The sequence below is a fragment of the Telluria sp. ZT3P39 genome, assembly GCF_059685935.1.
Map to the genome: position 1 here is coordinate 372627 of NZ_JCASIH010000001.1, position 21270 is coordinate 393896.

The following is a 21270-nucleotide window of genomic DNA, read 5'->3' on the forward strand; positions in this document are numbered from 1 at the left end:
CCCGCGCGGCTACTCATCCTCTGGTTGAACGCGCGGGCGGGAGGACCCGCCCACCCTACGCAAACCCGGAGAACCAACGTGGCCCCCACCAACCCCTCCATCCTCCCCGCCCGCGACTACGCCGCCTTCCTGTTCGACATGGACGGCACCATCCTCACCTCGATCAAGTCCGCCGAGCGGGTCTGGAGCGCATGGGCGCTCAGCCATGGGCTCGACCCGATCGCCTTCGTGCCGACCATACACGGCAAGCGCACCGAGGACACCATCCGCAACCTAGGCCTGCCCGGCGTCGACCCGGTGGCCCAGGCCATGTACATTGCGCTGGCCGAGATCGAGGACGTGGACGATATCGAGGAAATCCGCGGCGTGGGCGCCTTCCTGGCGAGCCTGCCGGAAGAGCGCTGGGCGATCGTCACCTCGGCCTCGCGCGCGCTGGCCACGGCGCGCATCGCCGCCGCCGGCCTGCCCCTGCCGCCCCTGCTGGTGTCGGCCGAAGACGTGCAGCACGGCAAGCCCGCCCCCGATCCCTTCCTGCTGGGGGCCAAGTTGCTGGGCGTGAACCCGCAGGATTGCCTGGTGTTCGAGGACACGCCGATCGGCCTGCAGGCGGCGGAGTCGGCAGGCATGGACAGTATCGTGGTCACCGCGACCCACACGCATCCGGTCGAGACGCGCTCGGCCGGCGTGGCCGACTACGCGCACCTGGAGGCGGTGGTGACGGAAAACGGCATGCTGCGGGTGCGGCGCAAGGTCTTGTGAGAGGCGCCGGCGGCACCATCTAGGCGTCAACACATGGCAACAGGCTGCCGGGAGGGCGATGGTATGCAGCGCTACAATAACCTCAGCGGCGAATCCGGCGTCCTTGCCTACGACATCGGCAAGGATGCGATCACCATCGAATTCGCAGGCGGCGAACGCTATCTCTACACCGCGCGCAGTGCCGGTCCAGAGAATATTGCAAAGATGCAAGAGCTGGCGCGCGCAGGCCGCGGGCTGTCGACCTTCGTCAGCCAGCACATCCGGACTCGCTACGCGCGCAAGCTGGACTGAGGCCGCCAGGCTCGCCAGGCTCAGCCGCGCGGCGGGTAAGGGCTGCCGTCCTTGTGGCTATACGAATCGGTGGCGCCGTCATAGCGCAGGTCGACGTCGGGATAGCTCGCCACGTCCTCCTTCACCCGCGAGCCGACGCACAGGAACACGCCTGGTCCCCAGCTGCGATTGACCAGGTGATGGCCGTTTGGCCTGCCGGCAGGAAACGCTGCGCAGTCTCCCGCCCGCATGATGGTCTCGCCCTCGTCGGTGACAAGCACCAGTTCGCCCGAGACCATCATCACGAATTCGTCTTCATGCGAGTGCCAGTGGCGCTGCGACGAAGCCGCGCCGGGCTGAAGCTCGACCAGGTTGGCGCCGAACTGACTCAAGCCGCCGGCGTCACCCAGGGCCTGTCTGGTGCGTCCGTCCACCAGCTCGGCGAAGGGCTCGGGGTAGCCCGTTCCCTTCAGTACGGGAATGCTGCTCAGGTCCAGTCTCGACATGCACGATCTCCTCGTTGTGGCCAGGCACTCAGGCGCGTTTTTGTACCAGCGTCAGGATATCGTAACTCGCCACCAGTTCGTCGTGTTGATTCGTTACCTGCACGTCCCAGGCCACCACGCCCTGGCCACGGCCGGCTTCGTCCGTCCGGTTGCGGTCGACCTTGCGCTTGCAGGTCAGGCGCGCGCGGATGGTGTCGCCGATGGCCACCGGGGCCACGAAGCGCAGGTTGTCCAGGCCGTAGTTGGCCAGCACCGGGCCCGGGGCCGGCGACACGAACAGGCCGGCCGCCGCCGACAGCACGAAATAGCCGTGCGCGATGCGCTTGCCGAACTGGGTGTCCTTGGCGGCGATGTCGTCGAAGTGCATGTAGAAGTAGTCGCCCGAGACGCCTCCGAAGTTGACGATGTCGGCTTCGCTCACGGTGCGGCGGTGGGTCAGCAGCGAGTGGCCGACTTCCAGGTCTTCGAAATGGCGGCGGAACGGGTGCAGGTCGCTTTCCTTGACGGCAGCACCGCGCACGTATTCGCCGGTGACGGCGGTCAGCATGGTGGGCGAGCCTTGCACCGCGGCGCGCTGCAGGAAGTGCTTGACGGCGCGGATGCCGCCCAGCTCTTCGCCGCCGCCGGCGCGGCCCGGGCCGCCGTGCTTGAGCTGCGGCAGCGGCGAGCCGTGGCCGGTCGAGTCCACCGCCGATTCGCGGTCGAGAATGTGCACGCGGCCGTGCGAGGCAGCCGCCATCGGCACCGCATACGCCGCGATGGCCGGATCTTTCGTGACCAGGGTCGATACCAGGCTGCCCTTGCCGCGCGCGGCCAGCTCCAGGCCTTCGTCGATGTCGCGGTAGGTCATGAGAGTGGACACCGGGCCGAAGGCTTCGACATCGTGCACGGCATCGTTGACCAGCGCGTTGCGGCACAGGATCAGGGTCGGGGAGAAGAAAGCGCCGTTCGCGCAGTTCTCGCCAACCGGCTTGAAGCCGTCGCGGGCGCTGAACAGCACTTCGTTGCCGCGCGCGAGCATCTCGACGCGCTCGGACACGTCGCGGTGCTGGTCCATCGAGGCCAGCGCGCCCATGCGCACGCCTTCCATCTTCGGGTTGCCGACCGTGATCCTGGCCAGGCGCTCGCGCAGGCGTTCGCCCACGGCATCGACGTGCTGCTCGGGCACGATCACGCGGCGGATCGCCGTGCACTTCTGGCCGGCCTTGCCGGTCATTTCGCGCGCGACTTCCTTCACGAACAGGTCGAATTCCGGGTCATCGGGCGTCACGTCCGGCGCCAGGATCGCGCAGTTGAGCGAGTCGGCTTCGGCGGTGAACGGAACCGAATTGCGGATCAGGTTCGGGTTGGCGCGCAGCTTGGCCGCGGTGTCGGCCGAGCCGGTGAAGGTGACGGCGTCGAAGCCGCCCATGCGGTCCAGCAAGTCGCCGGTCGAGCCGATGACGAGCTGCAGCGCGCCTTCCGGCAGCAGGCCGGATTCCATCATCATCCTGACGGTGGCATGCGTCAGGTAGCTGGTCGCGGTGGCCGGCTTGACGATGCAGGGCATCGCAGCCAGGAAGCTCGGCGCGAATTTTTCCAGCATGCCCCAGATCGGGAAGTTGAACGCATTGATGTGCACCGCCACGCCGCCGCGCGGCACCAGGATGTGGGTGCCGGCAAAGCCGCCGCGCTTGCCCAGGGCGATCGCCGGGCCTTCGTGCAGCACGTTCGAGGACGGCAGCTCGCGCCCGCCCATGCTGGCATAGGCGAACAGGGTGCCGATGCCGCCTTCGACGTCGACCCAGCTGTCCGGGCGGGTGGCGCCGGTCAGGTGCGAGATTTCGTAGAGCTCTTCCTTACGCTCCATCATGTATAGCGCCAGGGCTTTCAGGCACTGGGCGCGCTTCTGGAAGTCCAGGCCCATCATCCCCTTCACGCCGGTCTTGCGGGCGTAGGTCAGGGCTTCGTCGAAGTCGATCGGTTCAAGGTGCGTGTGATAGATCAACGCGTTGTCCAGCGCGCTGTGCAGCGGGGTCAGTGCTTCGGCGCCGTGCCAGCGGCCGGCGATCAGGCTTTGCAGGGTTGCGATGTTGCCCATGTTGTTAGTCTCCGTTCAGTTGTCTTTTGAATGCATCCGCCAGATAGTTCAGGCCTTCGGCTTGTGCCGCGCCGCCATATCGAAATCGATGCCGCGCCGGCCCGGCTCCACTTCGCTCAGAGCCTCGACTTCGCGCATCGTCTGCAGCGAGCGCACATTCAGCTCGTGATACTGGCGCGTGCCGAAGCTCTTCCACTTCACGTCCTCGTCGGTGAGCTCGCGCATGACCTTGGCCGGCGCGCCCATCACCATGCTGCGCGGCGGGATGATCATCCCGGCCTTCACGAAACTCATCGCCGCCACGATCGATTCTTCGCCCACGACCGCCTTGTCCATCACCACCGCGTTCATGCCCACCATGGCGTTGCGCTTGACGCGGCAGCCGTGCAGCACCGCGCCATGGCCGATGTGGCCGTCGACCTCGACTACGGTGTCTTCTCCCGGGAAGCCATGCATCACGCAGGTGTCCTGCAGGTTGGCGCCCTCTTCCAGGATCAGGCGCCCGAAGTCGCCACGCATCGAGGCCAGCGGGCCGATGTAGCAGCGCGGGCCGACGATCACGTCGCCGATCAGCACCGCCGACGGGTGCACGTAGGCGGTCGGATGCACCACCGGCCGCACGCCGTCGATCTCATAGACCTTGACCACGCTTACACCCGTTCGACGATGATGGCGATGCCCTGCCCCACGCCGATGCACATGGTGCACAGCGCGTAGCGGCCACCCGTGCGGTGCAGCTGGTTGACGGCGGTCGTCACCAGGCGCGCGCCGGAAGCGCCCAGCGGGTGGCCGAGCGCAATGGCGCCGCCGTTCGGGTTCACATGAAGCGCATCGTCCGGCAGGCCGAGGTCGCGCGTCACGGCCAGGCCCTGGGCGGCGAAGGCTTCGTTCAGTTCGATCACGTCCATCTGCGCCAACTGAAGCCCGGTCTGGGCCAGCAGCTTTTTTACCGCCGGCGACGGGCCGAAGCCCATGATGCGCGGCGCCAGGCCGGCCGTGGCCATGCCCACCACACGGGCGCGCAGGGTCAAACCATAGCGGGCTGCGGCCTCGCTTGATGCCAGCAGCAGCGCGCAGGCGCCGTCGTTCAGGCTCGACGCGTTGCCGGCGCTGACCGAACCGTCCGGCGAAACGACGCCCTTCAGTTTCGCCAGCGCTTCCAGGCTGGTCTCGCGCGGCTGCTCGTCGGTGTCGAAGACGCGCGACTCGCCTTTCTTCAGCGCGATCGTGACCGGCACGATCTCGTCCTTGAAGAAGCCGGCGGCATGGGCTTGCGCCCAGCGCTGCTGGCTGCGCAGCGCGAACGCGTCCTGGTCCGCGCGGCTGATGTTGAATTCGCGCGCCACGTTCTCGGCGGTTTCCGGCATCGAATCGATGCCGTATTTCGCCTTCATCAGTGGATTGACGAAACGCCAGCCGAGCGTGGTGTCCTCGATCTTCGCGGCGCGCGAGAACGCGCTGTCGGCCTTGGCCATCACGAAGGGTGCGCGGGTCATGCTCTCGACGCCGCCGGCGATGATCAGGTTCGCCTCGCCGGCGCGGATCGCGCGCGCGGCGGTGCCGACGGCATCCATGCCCGACCCGCACAGGCGGTTGATGGTATTGCCCGGCACTTCTTGCGGCAGCCCGGCCAGCAGCGCGGCCATGCGGCCGACGTTGCGGTTGTCTTCGCCGGCCTGGTTGGCGCAGCCGTAGAACAGGTCGTCCACCGCTCCCCAATCCACGTCCTTGTTGCGGGCGATGAGGGCGGCGATCGGCAGCGCGCCCAGGTCGTCGGCGCGCACGGTGGACAGCGCGCCGCCGTAACGGCCGAAGGGGGTGCGGATGGCGTCGCAGATGAATGCGTCAGTCATGGAATCTCCTTGTCATATGGTTTTGGGGCGTTTGTCGACCACGCGCCGGGCCTTGCCGGTCAGCGTGCGCTCGATGCCCTGCGGCGGCATGATGCTCACGCGCGTGGTCACGCCCACATAGGTCTTGATGCTGTGCTGGAGTTCGCGCGAGATCCGCTCCACGTCGCCCGGCGACAGCGAAGCATCGCGCAATTCGGCCAGCACTTCCAGCGTATCGAGGTGGCCATCGCGCGCCACCACCAGCTGGTATTGCGGCGCCAGCGCCGGCATTCTTAAAATGATCTCTTCGATCTGGCTCGGGAAGACGTTCACGCCGCGGATGATCAGCATGTCGTCCGAGCGCCCCGTGATACGGCCGATGCGGCGCATCGAGCGCGAGCTGGGCGGCAGCAGGCGGGTCAGGTCGCGGGTGCGGTAGCGGATGATCGGCAGCGCTTCCTTGGACAGCGAGGTGAACACCAGTTCGCCCTCTTCGCCGTCGGGCAGGACCTCGCCGGTGTCGGGGTCGATGATCTCGGGGTAGAAATGGTCTTCCCAGATCACCGGACCGTCCTTGCTCTCGATGCATTCGCTGGCCACGCCCGGCCCCATCACTTCCGAAAGACCGTAGATGTCGACCGCGTCGATACCGGCGCGCTCTTCGATCTCGCGGCGCATCGCATCGGTCCAGGGCTCGGCCCCAAAAATGCCGACCTTGAGCGAGGACTGCGCCGCATCCAGCCCCTGGCGCGTGAATTCCTCGATGATGTTCAGCATGTACGAGGGCGTGACCATGATGATCGAGGGCTTGAAGTCCTGGATCAGCTGCACCTGCTTCTCGGTCTGGCCGCCCGACATCGGGATCACCGTGCAGCCGAGTTTTTCGGCGCCATAGTGCGCGCCCAGGCCGCCGGTGAACAGGCCGTAGCCGTAGGAGATGTGCACCATGTCGCCCGCGCGGCCGCCGGCGGCGCGGATCGAGCGCGCCACCACGCCGGCCCAGGTATCGATGTCGCGCTGGGTGTAGCCGACCACGGTGGCCTTTCCGGTGGTGCCGCTCGAGGCGTGGATGCGCACCACCTGCTCGCGCGGTACGGCGAAGAGGCCGAACGGGTAGTTGTCGCGCAGGGTCTTCTTGTCGGTGAAGGGGAATTTCGCCAGGTCGGCGAGCGACTCGAGGTCGGACGGATGCACGCCGGCCGCATCGAAGGCCGCGCGGTAATGCGGCACGTTCTCGTAGGCGTGATGCAGCGACCATTTCAGGCGCTCGAGCTGCAGGGCCTGCAGCTCGTCGCGGCTGGCGCGTTCAATCGGTTCCAGCTCTCCAGGAGCAGGGTTACGTTGGACCATCTCGACCTCCTAGTCGACTTTCAAAATGCTTTACTGCAAAACTTCTGCCACCATGCCGCTGACGCGGTGCGACTTCCCGCGGAACAGCGCTACGGTGCGTCCCTCCTGGTTGCTCACGCTGATGTCGTAGACGCCGGTTTTACCGGCCAGCGCCTGCTCCACCGCCTCGGCCACCAGCAGGTCGCCTTCGCGCCCCGGGGACAGGTAATCGATGGTGCAGCCGGCGCCCACGGTATTGAAATTGTGCGAGTTGCAGGCAAACGCGAAGGCGCTGTCGGCCAGCATGAAGATATAGCCGCCATGGCAGGTCGCATGCCCGTTGAGCATGTCGGCGCGCACGCGCATCGACATGCGCGCGTAACCCGGGCGGATCTCGTCCAGCAGCATGCCCAGCGCCTGGCTGGCCGGGTCGCGTTCGTACATGGTCTTGCCGGCCAGTTCGGCCAGCGCCAGCGCGTCCTTATGCATGGAAGCGCGCTCCCTCGCCGTCGGCGGCCAGCTTGCGGCGCAGCAGCGGCGAGACGCGGTAGCGGTCTTCGCCATAGGTGGCGGCGAGGTTGGCCAGTACGGTCACGACCTGCTGCAGCCCCACGCTGTCGGCCCAGGCCAGCGGCCCGCGCGGATAGTTGACGCCCTTCTGCATCGCGATGTCCACGGCAGCGGCGCTGCACACGCCCTGGTTGACGGCGTCGGCCGCTTCGTTGGCCAGCATGGCGACGGTGCGCATCACCAGCATGCCCGGCACGTCGTCGAAACGGGTGACGGCGAAACCGGCGGCCTGGAACATGCCGACGACCGCGTTGTAGGCTTCAATGCTGCACTGGTCGGCGCGGGCCAGCGCGATGCGGGTGGCCTTGGAGGCGTCGAGCATCAGGTCGTAGACGACGGTGTCCGCATGCCAGCTTTCGGCCGCGCGCTCGGTGGCGCTGCGGCCATCGCTCAGGTAGACGGCTGCGCCCTGGCACACGAAGCCCGGCGTGCTGTCCAGGGTTTCTTCATGCGACAGGTCGAAGCCGGCGCCTGCCAGGCGTGCCGCCAGCGGAGCCAGTTGGGGAGATTCGCTGCCGACGATCGATACCGATTCCGGCTTGTCCTGCGGTGCTTCCGTCTGCACGGCGGGCTTGTCGACGCCTTCGCCATAGCGGTAGAAGCCGCGGCCCGTCTTGCGGCCCAGGAAGCCGGCGTTCACCAGTTCCTGCTGCAGGATCGAGGGCGTGAAGCGCGGGTCGCCGAAATAGGCGGCGTACACCGAGTTCGTCACCGAGAAGTTGACGTCGTGGCCGATCAGGTCCATCAGTTCGAAGGGCCCCATGCGGAAACCGCCGCAGTCGCGCATCACGGCGTCGAGCGTGGCGTGGTCCGAGGCCTGTTCGAGCAGCAGGCGCAGCGCCTCGGCATAGTAGGGACGGGCGACGCGGTTGACGATGAAGCCGGGCGTGGATTTCGCATGCACCGGATTCTTGCCCCAGGCTTCGGAGGTGGCGTAGACGGTATCGGCAACCGCCTTGCCGGTGGCGATGCCGCTGATGACTTCGACCAGCGCCATCAGGGGCACCGGATTAAAGAAGTGCATGCCGACCAGGCGTTCCGGGCGGCGTAGCGGTGCGGCAATCGCCGTAACGGAGATCGACGAGGTGTTGGTCGCCAGGATGCAGTCGTCGCCTACGATGCTTTCAAGTTCCGTGAACAGCGCGCGCTTGGCCTCGAGGTTCTCGACGATGGCTTCGACCACCAGCGCGGCCTCTTTCGCTTCGTGCAGCGTGGCGATGCGCTTGAGGCGCGCGTGCGCAGCCTCGGCGTCGGCCGCGCTCATGCGGCCCTTTTCCACCAGCCTGGCGTAGGTCTTGCCGATCTCCGCCACGGCCTTGTCGGCCGCGTCAATGCGGGTATCGAACAGCAGCACCTGGTGGCCGGCGCTGGCCGCGACCTGCGCAATGCCGGAGCCCATGGCGCCGCTGCCGATGACGGCAATGATGCTTTCTTTCGGGAGTGCCTGCATGTTTTTACTCTCCCTTGAAATGCGCGGGGCGCTTGGCGATGAAGGCGGCGACGCCTTCGCGGTAGTCGTGGGTGTAGCCCAGTTCGCGCATCATCTCGCCTTCCAGCTTGAGCTGCTCCGGCAGGGTGTTGGCGTAGCTGGCGTTCAGTGCTCTTTTCGTGAAGGCCAGTCCCTTGGTCGGCGCCGCGGCGAAATGCTCGGCCATGGCCATGGCCTGATCCATCAGCGCCTCGTCCGGGACGCAGGCCCAGATCAGGCCCCACTGCTCGGCCTTCTCGGCGCTGAGCTTGTCGCCCAGCATGGCCAGGCCCGTGGCGCGTGCGTGGCCGATCAGGCGCGGCAAATGCCAGGTGCCGCCGGTGTCCGGGATCAGGCCGAGTTTGCAGAAAGCTTCGATGAAGCTGGCCGATTTTGCGGCCAGCACGATGTCGCAGGCCAGCGCCAGGTTGGCGCCCGCACCGGCGGCCACGCCGTTGACGGCGCAGATGACCGGCATAGGTAGAGATTTAAGCGTCAGGACCAGCGGGGCGTAGAACTTCTCGACGGATTCGCCCAGGTCGACGCCCTGGGCGCCGGGTTCGACCGCGCGGTCCGACAGGTCTTGCCCGGCGCAGAAGCCGCGGCCGGCGCCGGTCAGGACCAGCACGCGGACGGATTTGTCGGCCTGGAGTTTTTCGAGGGCGTCGCGCACTTCGAGGTGCATGGCCTGGGTGAAGCTGTTCAGGCGATCGGGGCGGTTCAGGGTGAGCAGGGCAATGCCGGCGTTGATGCTGAATTGGATGGATTCGTAGGTCATGGTTGTCTCCAGATTTTTATTGTTATGCGGCGGCCCGGGGGCCAGGCGCTTATTCGGCGATATCGAAATCCACAACCACCTTGTCGGTGATCGGAAAACTCTGGCAGCTCAACACGAACCCGCGGGCGACTTCGTAGTCTTCCAGCGCGTAGTTCACGTCCATCTCCACCTGGCCGTCGAGCACCTTGCAGCGGCAGGTCGAGCACACGCCGCCCTTGCACGAGTAGCGCATGTCGATGCCGGCGCGCAGGCCGGCGTCGAGCAGGGACTCCTTGTCCTTGTCCATCGTGAAGCTGGCGGCGCTGCCGTCCATGATGACGGTGACTTCGGTCAGGTGCTGCACGCCGGCCTCGATCTTGCGCGGCTTGTGCTCGTGCTTCGGGATGCTGGCGGCGAACAGCTCGATGCGGATTTTTTCCTTGGCCAGGCCGGCTGCCTGCAGCGAGCGCGAAACGCCGTGCATCATGTCTTCGGGGCCGCAGATGAAGGCCACGTCGATGTCGCGAATATCGATCCAGTGGCGCAGGAAATGGCCGCATTTCTCTTCGGTGATGCGGCCGTTGAACAGTTCGATGTCCTGCTTCTCGCGGCTCATCACATACACCAGCTTGAGCCGGTCCATATAGCTGTCCTTGAGGTCGGTCAGCTCGTCGCGGAAGATCACGCTCGACGAAGCGCGGTTGCCGTAGACGATGGTGAAGCGGCTCTTCGGCTCGGCCAGCAGGGTGGTCTTGACGATCGACAGGATCGGCGTGATGCCGCTGCCGGCGGCAAAGGCCAGGTAGTGGCGTTCGCTCCCGGGTTCGAGCGGCACGTTGAAGTGGCCCATCGGCGGCATCACTTCAAGCAGGGCGCCGGGCTGCAGGTTTTCGTTGGCCCAGGTCGAGAACAACCCGCCCGTGGTGCGCTTGATCGCCACCCGCAGGGTATCGTCCTGCACCGCGGAGCAGATCGAATACGAACGGCGCACGTCCTCGCCGCCGATCATGGCGCGCAGTGTCAGGTGCTGGCCCTGCTGGTAGGCGAATTGGGATTTCAGCTCGGGCGGCACGTCGAAGGTGACGGCGATGGCGTCGCGGGTCTCGTGCTTCACCTTGGCCACGGTGAGTGGATAGAATTTGCTCATGATTCCTTCGGTGCTCTCAGTGGCACTTGAAATAATCGAAAGGCTCGCGGCAGTCGAGGCACTTGTACAGCGCCTTGCATGGCGTCGAGCCGAATTCGCTCGTCAATTGGGTATGCGGCGAGCCGCAGTTCGGGCAGGAGACCTCGGGCGCGGCGCGGCGGCGGATGCCGGCGTGCAGGCCGCTGATGTCGATCGCCTGCTGGACTGGCGGCGCGATGCCGTAGCCTTTCAAAGCTGCCTTGCCGGCCTCGCTCATCCAGTCGGTGGTCCAGGCAGGCGCCAGGCGGCTGACGATGCGCACGTTTTCCAGGCCATGTGCCTGCAGCGCTTCGCGTACCGAATCCGAAATCACCTGCATCGCAGGGCAGCCGGAATAGGTCGGCGTGATCGTCACGATGCAGGCGTCGCCCTCGAAGGCGACGTCGCGCACGATGCCCAGGTCCACCACCGAGATGACCGGAATCTCCGGATCGGCGACTTCGCCGAGCCAGCTCCAGACATCGCCGGTGCTCACGCCCAATGCGGTCATTACCACTGCGCTCCCGGATAGGCGCGCTGCAGGAACTGCATCTCGGCCAGGATGAAGCCGAGGCGCTCGGTGTGCCGGCCCTGCTTGCCGCCGCGCTGCATGTAAGCTTCCGGCGACGGCATGACCAGGGTGGCTTCGCTCAATACGTCGGCCAGGTGGTTGAGGAACTGGCGGCGCAGCGTGTCGGCAGCCGGGGCCACGCCCTGCTCCACCATCGCGTTATCGACTTCGTCGTAGAGGAACATCTCGCCGCTGTACATCCACAGCTCGTCGAGTGCGGCCTGCATCTTCGCGTGGCTGACATCGGTGCCGTCGCCCAGGCGCACCACCAGGTCGCCGGAGCGGCGCAGGTGGTAAGTCACTTCCTTGATCGACTTCTGGGCGATTTCCGCGATGCGCGCATCGCTCGAGCGCGTCAAGCCATCCATCAGGAAGTAATGCCAGGTATCGAACAGGAACTGGCGAGTCAATACTTCGGCATAGCTGCCATTGGGCTGCTCGACCAGCTGGCAGTTGCGATAGTCATGCGCGTCGCGGTGGAAGGCCAGGCGGTCTTCGTCGCGGCCCTTGCCCTCCAATTCGCCGGCATAGCTCAGCCACATGCGGGTCTGGCCCAGCAGATCGAGCGCGACGTTGGACAGCGCCATGTCTTCTTCCAGGGCCGGGCCCTTGCCGCACAGCTGGCACAGCTGCTGGGACAGGATCAGGGCGTTGTCGCCCTGGCGCAGCAGGTAGTCGATTTTTGCAGTCGTCGAATCCACGGCGGCGCTCACAGGTTCTTGACTTCTTCCGGCATCGGGAAGAAGGTCGGGTGGCGGTATACCTTGCTGTTGGCCGGCTCGAACAGCGCTTCCTTGTCGTTCGGGCTGCTCGCGACGATGTCGACGGCGCGCACGACCCAGATCGAGACGCCTTCGTTGCGGCGGGTGTAGACGTCGCGCGCGTTATTCACCGCCATCCCGGCGTCAGGGGCGTGCAGGCTGCCCACGTGCTTGTGGGCCAGACCGTGCTGGCTGCGGATGAAGACTTCCCACAGGGGCCATTCTTTGCTCATCTTGTCTCTCCGTGTATTTTTTTATGCGGCCGCTTTGGCAGCGGCTTTTTTCTCGGCGTGGGCAACCAGCGCGTCGCGGAACCACTCGCCGTCTTCGTAGGCCTTGACGCGGGTGCGCAGGCGCTCGCGGTTGCAGGGGCCGTTGCCCTTCAGGACATTCTGGAACTCGCTCCAGTCGATCGCGCCGAAATCATACGAGCCGCGTTCTTCGTTCCATTTCAGGTCGGGGTCGGGCACCGTCAGGCCCAGGTATTCGATCTGGGGCACGGTCTGGTCGACCATGCGCTGGCGCAGCTCGTCGTTCGAGAACAGCTTGATGCGCCAGGCGGCCGATTGCGCGCTGTTGACCGATTCGGCGTCCGAGGGGCCGAACATCATCAGCGAAGGCCACCACCAGCGGTTCAGCGCATCCTGCGCCATCGCCTTCTGCTCCGGCGTGCCTTTGGCGAGACTCATCATGATGTCGTAGCCCTGGCGCGCGTGGAAGGATTCTTCCTTGCAGACGCGGATCATGGCGCGCGCATACGGACCGTACGAGCAGCGGCACAGCGGGATCTGGTTGATGATGGCCGAGCCGTCCACCAGCCAGCCGATGGCGCCCATGTCGGCCCATGTCAATGTCGGGTAATTGAAGATGGACGAATACTTTGCCTTGCCCGAATGGAGGGCGGCCAGCAGCTCGTCGCGCGACACGCCGAGCGTTTCGGCGGCGCTGTACAGGTAGAGGCCGTGGCCGGCTTCGTCCTGGATCTTGGCCAGCAGGACCGACTTGCGCTTGAGCGTCGGTGCGCGCGTGACCCAGTTGCCCTCGGGGAGCTGGCCGACGATCTCGCTGTGCGCGTGCTGCGAGATCTGGCGGATCAGGGTCTTGCGGTAGGCGTCGGGCATCCAGTCCTTGGCCTCGATCTTGATGCCGGCATCGATGCGCGCCTGGAACGCTTGTTCTTCCGCGCTCATGTCCTCTTCGGTACGGACTTTCTTGAGTCCGGTCTCCACCATCTGTGCGTACATGTTGGTTCTCCGTTTGCAAACCTATCGAATCCATAATACGATACAAAAAATCAGATGTACACCGAAATTTTGAATCATATTGCGAAGAATCCCATGCAACCAGGCTCAAGCAGCGAATGGATCGCCCACCTCCTCGCGAGCGACCCGCCGCGCCATAAATCGCTGGTGATGACGCTCTGCGGCGACGCCATCGCCCCGCACGGCGGCGCTTTCTGGCTGGGCAGCATGATCGAGCTGCTGGGTCCACTGGGCGTGTCCGATCGGCTGGTGCGCACCAGCGTGTTCCGCCTCGTGCAGGAAGGCTGGCTGACCGCCAGCCGCGAGGGCCGGCGCAGCCGCTACGCATTGGAACCCGCAGCCCTGCCGCGCTTCGAGCGCGCCAACCGCCGCATCTATTCGCCGCCCGGACTGCACTGGGATGGCCGCTGGAGCTTCGTGCTGGCGCCCACTAGCAGCATCGACGGCGACCTGCGCACCCTGCTGCGCAAGGAACTGGAATGGGAAGGCTTCGCCATGCTGGCCACGGGCGTGATGGCGCATCCGGCCCCTGACCGCGACACCCTGCGCGAGATCCTGGCGCGCACCGGGGCCGCCGGCAAGGTCTTCGTGTTCGAGGCGGCCGAGCTGCCCGGCGCCGGCTCGCGCTCTTTGGCGGAACTGGTGGGCGACGGCTGGGACCTGTCCGGCGTGATCGCCAGCTACCGCCAGTTCATCGACAGCTTCACGCCGGTGCTGGCGCAGCTGGGTGGAGGCGCCGGCATCGCCCCGCCGGACGCCTTCGCCATCCGCACCCTGCTGGTCCACGCTTACCGCCGGGTGCAGCTGCACGACCCGATGCTGCCGGTCGAGCTGCTGCCCGGCCCATGGCCCGGCTCGGATGCCTACGAGCTTGCCAGGCAGATCTATCGCCTGACTTACAGGCAGGCCGAGCAACACATCATGACGATGCTGCTGAAAGAAGACGAAGGCACGCCGCCGGCCGGCAGCGACTTCCATGACCGCTTCGGCGGCCTGGATTAGCCCTTGCGGTATCATCACCATCTTCCGACATCACCCAACAACAGGACATACCATGTCTATCAAGATCAGCAGCCAGTTCGACGCCGGCGCCATCGAGATCGTGAACGCCACGAGCGCCAACGCCATCGACCTGAACATCCGTAAGGACTCGCACGCCGAGATCATCCAGTGGTTCTACTTCCGCCTGCAGGGCGCCCAGGGCGAAGCGTGCACGATCCGCTTCCTCAACGCCGGCCAGGCCGCCTATCCGGCCGGCTGGGAAGGCTACCAGGCCATGGCCAGCTACGACCGCGTGAACTGGTTCCGCGTGCCGACCAGCTTCGACGGCGACGTCATGACCATCGAGCATACCCCGGGCATGGACAGCGTCTACTACGCCTATTTCGAACCGTATTCATGGGAACGCCACCTGGAACTGCTCGATCGCGCCCAGATGTCCGAGAACGTGCGCATGCTCGACCTGGGCTCCACCGTCGACGGCCGCGACCTGAACATGCTGGTCATCGGCGAGCCAATGCCTGAAAAGAAGAAGGTCTGGGTCATCGCGCGCCAGCATCCGGGCGAAACGATGGCCGAGTGGTTCGTCGAAGGCATGCTGGATGCCCTGCTCGACCCGGCCCACCCGTTCGGCCGCCAGCTCCTGAACGAGTCGGTGTTCTACGTGGTGCCGAACATGAACCCGGACGGCTCGGTGCGCGGCAACCTGCGCACCAACGCGGCCGGCGCGAACCTGAACCGCGAGTGGATGAACCCGACCATGGAGCGTAGCCCCGAAGTCTTCCTGGTGCGCCAGAAGATGCACGAGATAGGCGTCGACATGTGCCTGGACGTGCACGGCGACGAAGGCCTGCCTTACGTGTTCGTGGCCGGCAGCGAATCCCTGCCGACCTGGAGCGCCGAGCAGGCCGCGGCCCAGCAGCGCTTCATCGACGACTTCAAGATCGCCAGCCCGGACTTCCAGGACGTGCACGGCTACGGCCAGACCCCGTTCACCGAAGAAACGCTCACCATGGGTTCGCCGCACATTACCCACGCCTTCGGCTGCCTGTCGCTCACGCTGGAACTGCCGTTCAAGGACAACGCCAACGATCCGGACCCGCTGGTCGGCTGGGACGGCGCCCGCAGCGCACGCCTGGGCGCATCGGTGCTCCAGCCGGTGCTCAACACCGTGCGCGCACTGCGCAACAAGTAAGGACGAGGCCACCATGACTGTATTTGCCGCATCCGTATTCGACGCTACCGTGGTGTTCGAGGGCCAGGAACTGTTCAAGGGCCAGGGCTCGGCCAAGGCCTGGGCCGAGAAGGTCGCCAGGGAGCTCGAGACCGAGGTCACCGTGGAAAAAGTCGGCACCGGCTGGGTGCTGAAGGCAACGGTGGATGGCGAGCCGCGGACCTGGGGGATTTTCGGGCAGCGGCTCAGCAGGCTCGAGCAGGGCTGACGGCCTGCTTTCCCGTACCAGGTCAAACGCCCCGATGTCCGGGGCGTTTGCACATCTGGAACGGCGCTATGCCTCCTGCATGGTTACACTTTTGTTATTTAGATTTCTAGACAATAAATGTTGATTCGAGGATAGTTGCGACTTCTAAAAGTCTTGCCTATCTATAATGAATTACGCCGACCTTCTTCTGCCGCAACCCGTCCCTGACGCTGTCGGCTCAATGTCCCGCGCTTCCGCCGATACTGTGGACACCCAGGCACCCATCCTGCTCGACGCACCCCTCTGGCACGGCCCCATCGTCGACAACCAGCTTGTGTTCAAGTTCAACGAACCAATACGGCTCGGCACTGGCCTCGTCATGCTGATGACTGGGTCCGGCGACATCGCATATGCGTCCCTGGTAGAAGGAAACCAGAACATCACGGTGTCAGGCGACACCCTGATTTTTACTCCGCCTAACGGCCTCGAGTACATGACAAGCTACCGGGTTGTCTTTGGCGGCGGAACAATCCTGGACAATGCCGGCAACCGGGCCGTCACCGACAAGTCGACCGACCTCGTCGTGCATTTCAGGCTCGACCTGAGCCCGATCCGGGTCGAGAAGACCGGCACCGACAACAACGATACCTTTCACGGAAGTAATTGGGCGGACATCCTGGACGGCGCCGGCGGCGACGATCGCCTGTATGGCTACGACGGCGACGATTCGCTACGGGGCGGCGGCTGGCCGGACGGCAACGATCTTCTGGACGGCGGCAACGGCAACGATCGCCTCACCGGAGGCGCCGGCAACGACGAGTTGCGCGGCGGTGCAGGGAATGATGTGCTCGACGGCGGCAGCGGCGACGATCTCCTCGTGGACACGGAAGGACTGGACAACCTGCATGGGGACGAAGGCAATGACCAGCTGGTTACGGGGAAAGACTCGAACGGCTGGCTCGACGGCGGCAGCGGCGACGACGTCCTGGCCGGTTACACAACCGCCTGGTTCACCGGCGGTGAGGGCAACGACAGCTTCGACCTCACGCTGGCCAGCCCGGCCACGATCCTGACCCGGGCCTATGGTGACAGCGGCAACGACACGATGGTCCTGCGTTTCACGGACAATGCGGCGGCACTGCTCGAGCTCATCGGCGGCGACGGCGTCGACACCTACGTGCCGGACAGCCGCGCCGGACAGCCTGGTAAGGACGTTCATGTAAGCGTGCTCGATTTCACCGTTGGCCCGGGCGGGGACCAGATCGACGTGCGCCGGCTGCTGCCGGCCGATTATGTTGGCGATCCTTTCCGGGACCACAGCCTGCGGCTCTTCGTCCAGGGAGCAGACACCTTATTGCAACGTGCACTGCCTGGAAAAGATGCCGGGTACCAGACCATACTGCACCTCACCGGCGTCGAGGCTGCCCGCCTTGGCGCCGACAACTTCGCCGGCGGCATCCTGCCATGGGTCTCGACCAGAGGATTGACGATCACCGGTACCGTCGAAGCGGATGTACTGACCGGCACTGAGCTCGACGATACCATCGACGGCCTCGGTGGAAACGACATCCTCAATGGCAAGGAAGGCAATGACCTGCTGGTCGGTTTCGATGGAGACGACATCCTGTCCGGCGGCAGCGGCAATGATCGGCTGCTCGGCGGCGCAGGCAACGACCGCCTGGCCGATTTCGCCGCGCCGGGCGAAGAGAACATCCTCGAGGGCGGGGATGGCCAGGACCAGCTGAGCGCGGAAGGCATGGGCAGCAACCTGCTCTACGGCGGCAGCGGGGACGACCGGCTCCACGGCGGCGCGGGACGGCACACGCTGCTCGGTGGCGACGGCAACGACGTGCTCATCGCAGACAACCGGGACCTGGCCACCTCGCCCGTGCTCGTACTCGACGGCGGCGCCGGCAATGACGAGCTGCAGATTTGGGTGGCGAACGCCAAGGCTGTCACCACGGCCAGCGGTGGCAGCGGCGCCGACGTCTTCTGGCTGAACCAGGGCGCCCAGAGCCTGCGCATTGCCGACTTCAACGCCGCCGACGGCGACCAGCTCACACTGGACGCCTTCATGCCCCGTGACTCGGAGGGCAATCCCTTCGGCAGGCCGGGTTACCTGAAAATGGAGCAGGCCGGCGCCGATACGCTGCTGTTCGCCGACGCTGACGGCGCAGCCGGGAACACTCACCAGTTCACGCTTGTCGCTACCCTGTCCGGCGTCGACCGGACCTCGCTCACGCGCGCAAACATTACTGGCGGCCACGACCCAAGCGGCAGCAATGCCGGACGGGTCATGACCGGAACGGCGGACAACGACACGCTGGTCGGGACCACCATGGACGACGTCATGGCTGGCCTTGCCGGCAGCGACACCATCATCGGCGACAAAGGCAACGACGACATCGACGGCGGCGAAGGCGACGATTACATGGAAGGCGGCGAAGGCAATGACCGCCTCGCGGGCGGCGCGGGCAACGACCGGATCAACGACCTGTCCGGGACTGGCGCCGTGGACGGCGGCGACGGGGACGACACGATCACCGTCTCGATCGCCGTGGACGGCATCGAGGGCGGCAAGGGCAACGACAGCATCGTGGTCAAGGCCGGCGCCAGCACCAATCTTGCGCCGCTGTCCATCGCCGGCGGCGAGGGCGACGACACCCTCAGCCTGCAAGGCGCAGGCAGCGCCCTGCGCGCGGTCGAAGCAAGCGGCGGCGCCGGACGGGACAGCTACCGCTTCGAATACGCCGCCCAGCTTCCCCTGCTGACGATCGCCGACTTCCAGCCTGGCGCCGGCGGCGACATCCTGAACGTCTTCTCGATCGCCGGAATATCGGATGCGAACCCCTTCGGGTCCGGACGGCTGCGCATGGAGCAGCGCGGCGCCGACACGGTGCTGCAGCGCGACGCGGATGGCGCCAATGGGCCGTCCACCTGGATCGACACCGTCGTGCTGCGCAACCTGCAGGTCGAGACGCTGACCAACGATAACTTCACCGATGGCGCGCGTCCCGATGGATCGCAGACCGGATGGGTCCTGACTGGAACGGCAGAGGCCGACCTCATGCTGGGAGGGATCCTGCAGGACGAGCTGCACGGCGGCACGGGCGACGATCAACTCCGTGGCGGTCGCGGCAACGACAGCCTGTACGGCGACGACGGCGACGACAGACTGAATGGCGAACAAGGCGACGACCTGCTCGTGGGCGGCGACGGCGACGACAGCCTGTTCGACAGCTATGGCAGCAACCGGATGGAAGGCGGATCCGGAAACGATTCCCTGCACGCCAGCCTGGATGGCAACAATGTGCTGCTGGGCGGCGATGGCAATGATGAGCTTCAGGCCGCCGGTGCGGGCGACGTGCTGGACGGTGGCGAAGGCGACGACGTACTCAGCGTCTGGCTGGTGCAAGCGGGCGCATCCACCCCCACGGTCACGCTGCATGGCGGCGCCGGCAACGATCTCTTCATCCACATGCCGCAGTCGAAGGTACACGTGACTGCAGATGGCGGCGCCGGCAGCGACACCTACCGCATCGACACCCTCACGCCGACAGCCTCGCTCACCATCCTTGATTTCCAGGCCGGCGCGGGCGGCGACCTGCTCGATATCTTCGACATTTATGGCTTCCCCGTGCTGGTCGCCTCGCCGTTCGCCACCGGACACTACCGCGTTGAGCAGCGCGGCGCCGACACGGTCATCGCAATCGATGCCGATGGCGCGGGACCGTTACAGCAGCAGGACCTCGTCACCCTCAAGAACCTGGACAAGAACACCCTCACCGCCGACAACATGATGCATGGCCTGCGGCCTGACGGCAGCACGGTGGGCGTGACCTGGAACGGAACCGCCGGCGACGACGACCATACCGGCGGCTGGCTGGACGACACTATCCGGGGCGGCGCCGGCAACGACATCCTTGACGGTCATTACGGCAAGGACCTGCTGGAAGGTGGCGAAGGCAACGACGACCTGTACGACCTGTCCGGCGGCGACACCCTGCGGGGCGGCGCCGGCAACGATTATGTGCAAGGTGCCGGTCGCGGCTTGCTGCAGGGCGAGGACGGCGACGATACCGTCGTGGCTTATTCTGGCTTCGTGCCCCCTGCCGCCCTGTTCGACACCCTGGTTCTGGACGGCGGCGCAGGCAATGACCTCCTGGTCTTCGCCTGGGAATTCAAGACCAACCCCGCGCTGCAGGCGGACCTGCTCGGTGGTGCCGGCGACGACCTGTTCCGCATCTACAAGAACCCGTTCGCCGCCAGGGACATGCGCTTCGTCGTCACCGGCGGGACCGGCAGCGACACGTTCGAGGCACGCGGCCAGACCTTCACCGTGACCGACTTCCAGGCAGGCGCGGGAGGTGACAAGATCGCCGTAGCCAAGCTTGGCATCGATCTTGCGGCGATTCCGGATCCGTTCGCAAAAGGCTACCTGCGCTTTATCCAGAACGGCGCGGATACGCACCTGCAACTGGATGCCGATGGCCTGTTTGCTGCCCAGGCTTTCACTACCATGGTCGTACTCACCGGCGTCAAGGTGGGCGACATCACGTCCGCGAATATCGTCGAGAACGTCCAGTACGGCGTGGTCGCGCCTCCGCCTCCGCCTCCGCCTCCACCTCCACCTCCACCTCCACCTCCACCGGTGGTCACGCCTCCTGCACCACCGCCACCAGTGGTAGTGACTCCGCCACCACCGCCCCCACCGCCACCGGTCGTCACCGCCCCGCCGGTGACCAGTGTCGGCACCGTCGGCGACGAGCTGCTCACCGGCGGCGCCGGCAACGACCGCCTCGACGGCGGCGCCGGCAACGACGTGCTGGTCGGCGGCGCCGGCAGCGACACCCTGATCGGCGGCGACGGCATGGACAGCGCCCGCTACAGCGGCGCGGCCAGCAACTACACGGTCACGCGCGACGCCGGCGGCTTCAAAGTGGTCGACAAGCGCGCCACCGGCGGCGACGGCAGCGACATCCTCCAAGGCGTCGAGCGCCTGGCCTTCGCCGATGGCGCCATGGCCCTGGACATCGACGGCGTGGCCGGCCAGGCCTTCCGCATCTACCGGGCCGCGTTCGATCGCGCTCCGGACCTGGGCGGAATGGGCTTCTGGTTAGCCAGCATGGACAAGGGCGCCACCGTGCACGACCTGGCCGTGGGCTTCGTCGCATCGAAGGAGTTCGCCGACCTGTATGGCGCCGCGCCGACCAATGCGGAACTGGTCACGCGCCTGTACACCAACATCCTGCACCGCGCGCCGGAACAAGCGGGCTACGCCTACTGGCTGGACATCCTGGACAGCAAGAAGGCCGACCTGGTGGGCGTGCTGGCGATGATCAGCGAGAGCGGCGAGAACGTGGACGGGGTGGCGGAACTGATCGCGAACGGGATTCCGTTTACGCCTTACGGCTGACCGGCGCCGCGCGGTATCGCAAGCTTCAACGCCCCGTTTTCCGGGGCGTTTTCTTTGGCTGGACAAGGGGCTGGATGCGCCGCGCATAAAGTTGAAACCGTTGC

At 65.9% G+C, this 21270-nt stretch carries 19 protein-coding genes; 6 read left to right on the plus strand and 13 right to left on the minus strand.

Features of this window, described 5'->3' with window-relative positions; genetic code table 11:
• The first annotated feature begins 78 nt into the window (after nt 1-78).
• Both AC56LR_RS01560 and AC56LR_RS01565 read left to right on the plus strand, forming a co-directional pair.
• Nucleotides 79-759, plus strand: a complete 681-nt coding sequence (locus tag AC56LR_RS01560) for an HAD-IA family hydrolase (protein ID WP_497126660.1) — start codon at nt 79-81, stop codon at nt 757-759.
• A 63-nt stretch (nt 760-822) separates the two neighbouring features.
• Entirely contained in the window at nt 823-1050 is a 228-nt protein-coding gene (locus AC56LR_RS01565) for a hypothetical protein (protein ID WP_497126662.1), read from the plus strand.
• 20 nt (nt 1051-1070) lie between these two features.
• Here the strand turns inward: AC56LR_RS01565 and AC56LR_RS01570 are convergent, their stop codons facing one another.
• The 13 genes from AC56LR_RS01570 to paaA are packed head-to-tail and all read right to left on the minus strand — an operon-like array spanning nt 1071 to nt 13312.
• Nucleotides 1071-1535 carry a cupin domain-containing protein gene (locus tag AC56LR_RS01570; RefSeq protein ID WP_497126664.1) on the minus strand — a complete coding sequence of 155 codons (465 nt, stop codon included), beginning with the start codon at nt 1533-1535 and terminating at the stop codon, nt 1071-1073.
• Between the two features lie 28 nt (nt 1536-1563).
• Nucleotides 1564-3615 carry a phenylacetic acid degradation bifunctional protein PaaZ gene (gene paaZ / locus AC56LR_RS01575; RefSeq protein ID WP_497126666.1) on the minus strand — a complete coding sequence of 684 codons (2052 nt, stop codon included), beginning with the start codon at nt 3613-3615 and terminating at the stop codon, nt 1564-1566.
• Nucleotides 3616-3663: 48 nt separating this feature from the next.
• A complete protein-coding gene (gene paaY, locus AC56LR_RS01580; protein ID WP_497126668.1) occupies nt 3664-4263 on the minus strand; it encodes a phenylacetic acid degradation protein PaaY in 600 nt (199 codons plus the stop codon).
• 2 nt (nt 4264-4265) lie between these two features.
• On the minus strand, nt 4266-5468 hold the full coding sequence (gene pcaF / locus AC56LR_RS01585) for a 3-oxoadipyl-CoA thiolase (protein ID WP_497126670.1): 1203 nt from the start codon (nt 5466-5468) through the stop codon (nt 4266-4268).
• A 12-nt stretch (nt 5469-5480) separates the two neighbouring features.
• A complete protein-coding gene (gene paaK, locus AC56LR_RS01590) occupies nt 5481-6797 on the minus strand; it encodes a phenylacetate--CoA ligase PaaK (protein WP_497126672.1) in 1317 nt (438 codons plus the stop codon).
• Nucleotides 6798-6827: 30 nt separating this feature from the next.
• Complete coding sequence (gene paaI / locus AC56LR_RS01595; protein ID WP_497126674.1) at nt 6828-7265, minus strand: hydroxyphenylacetyl-CoA thioesterase PaaI; 438 nt, start codon at nt 7263-7265, stop codon at nt 6828-6830.
• Nucleotides 7258-8796, minus strand: a complete 1539-nt coding sequence (gene paaH / locus AC56LR_RS01600) for a 3-hydroxyacyl-CoA dehydrogenase PaaH (RefSeq protein ID WP_497126676.1) — start codon at nt 8794-8796, stop codon at nt 7258-7260. The genes paaI and paaH overlap by 8 nt, the downstream gene beginning before the upstream one ends.
• A 4-nt stretch (nt 8797-8800) precedes the next feature.
• Complete coding sequence (gene paaG, locus AC56LR_RS01605) at nt 8801-9592, minus strand: 2-(1,2-epoxy-1,2-dihydrophenyl)acetyl-CoA isomerase PaaG (RefSeq protein WP_497126678.1); 792 nt, start codon at nt 9590-9592, stop codon at nt 8801-8803.
• A 49-nt stretch (nt 9593-9641) separates the two neighbouring features.
• The gene (gene paaE, locus AC56LR_RS01610; RefSeq protein ID WP_497126680.1) at nt 9642-10718 is read right to left on the minus strand and encodes a 1,2-phenylacetyl-CoA epoxidase subunit PaaE; all 1077 of its coding nucleotides are present in this window, start codon (nt 10716-10718) and stop codon (nt 9642-9644) included.
• A gap of 16 nt (nt 10719-10734) precedes the next feature.
• Nucleotides 10735-11247 carry a 1,2-phenylacetyl-CoA epoxidase subunit PaaD gene (paaD, locus tag AC56LR_RS01615; RefSeq protein WP_497126682.1) on the minus strand — a complete coding sequence of 171 codons (513 nt, stop codon included), beginning with the start codon at nt 11245-11247 and terminating at the stop codon, nt 10735-10737.
• Complete coding sequence (paaC, locus tag AC56LR_RS01620; protein ID WP_497126684.1) at nt 11247-12008, minus strand: 1,2-phenylacetyl-CoA epoxidase subunit PaaC; 762 nt, start codon at nt 12006-12008, stop codon at nt 11247-11249. Before paaC ends, paaD begins: the two co-directional genes overlap by 1 nt.
• Before the next feature lie 8 nt (nt 12009-12016).
• Nucleotides 12017-12301 (minus strand): 1,2-phenylacetyl-CoA epoxidase subunit PaaB, encoded by a 285-nt coding sequence (paaB, locus tag AC56LR_RS01625; protein ID WP_497126686.1) that lies wholly within the window; start codon nt 12299-12301, stop codon nt 12017-12019.
• 21 nt (nt 12302-12322) lie between these two features.
• Nucleotides 12323-13312, minus strand: coding sequence for a 1,2-phenylacetyl-CoA epoxidase subunit PaaA (gene paaA, locus AC56LR_RS01630; protein WP_497126688.1), 990 nt, complete (start codon nt 13310-13312; stop codon nt 12323-12325).
• Nucleotides 13313-13405: 93 nt separating this feature from the next.
• On the opposite strand from paaA, the gene paaX reads away from it, so the two are divergent.
• The 4 genes from paaX (at nt 13406) to AC56LR_RS01650 (ending at nt 21166) form a co-directional block, all read left to right on the plus strand.
• Complete coding sequence (gene paaX / locus AC56LR_RS01635; protein WP_497126690.1) at nt 13406-14332, plus strand: phenylacetic acid degradation operon negative regulatory protein PaaX; 927 nt, start codon at nt 13406-13408, stop codon at nt 14330-14332.
• A gap of 52 nt (nt 14333-14384) precedes the next feature.
• On the plus strand, nt 14385-15524 hold the full coding sequence (locus AC56LR_RS01640) for a M14 family metallopeptidase (protein ID WP_497126692.1): 1140 nt from the start codon (nt 14385-14387) through the stop codon (nt 15522-15524).
• Between the two features lie 13 nt (nt 15525-15537).
• Nucleotides 15538-15771, plus strand: coding sequence for a hypothetical protein (locus AC56LR_RS01645; protein ID WP_497126694.1), 234 nt, complete (start codon nt 15538-15540; stop codon nt 15769-15771).
• Nucleotides 15772-15991: 220 nt separating this feature from the next.
• Nucleotides 15992-21166: a type I secretion C-terminal target domain-containing protein gene (locus AC56LR_RS01650; RefSeq protein ID WP_497126696.1), complete on the plus strand. Its 5175-nt coding sequence runs from the start codon at nt 15992-15994 to the stop codon at nt 21164-21166.
• Nucleotides 21167-21270: the final 104 nt, after the last annotated feature.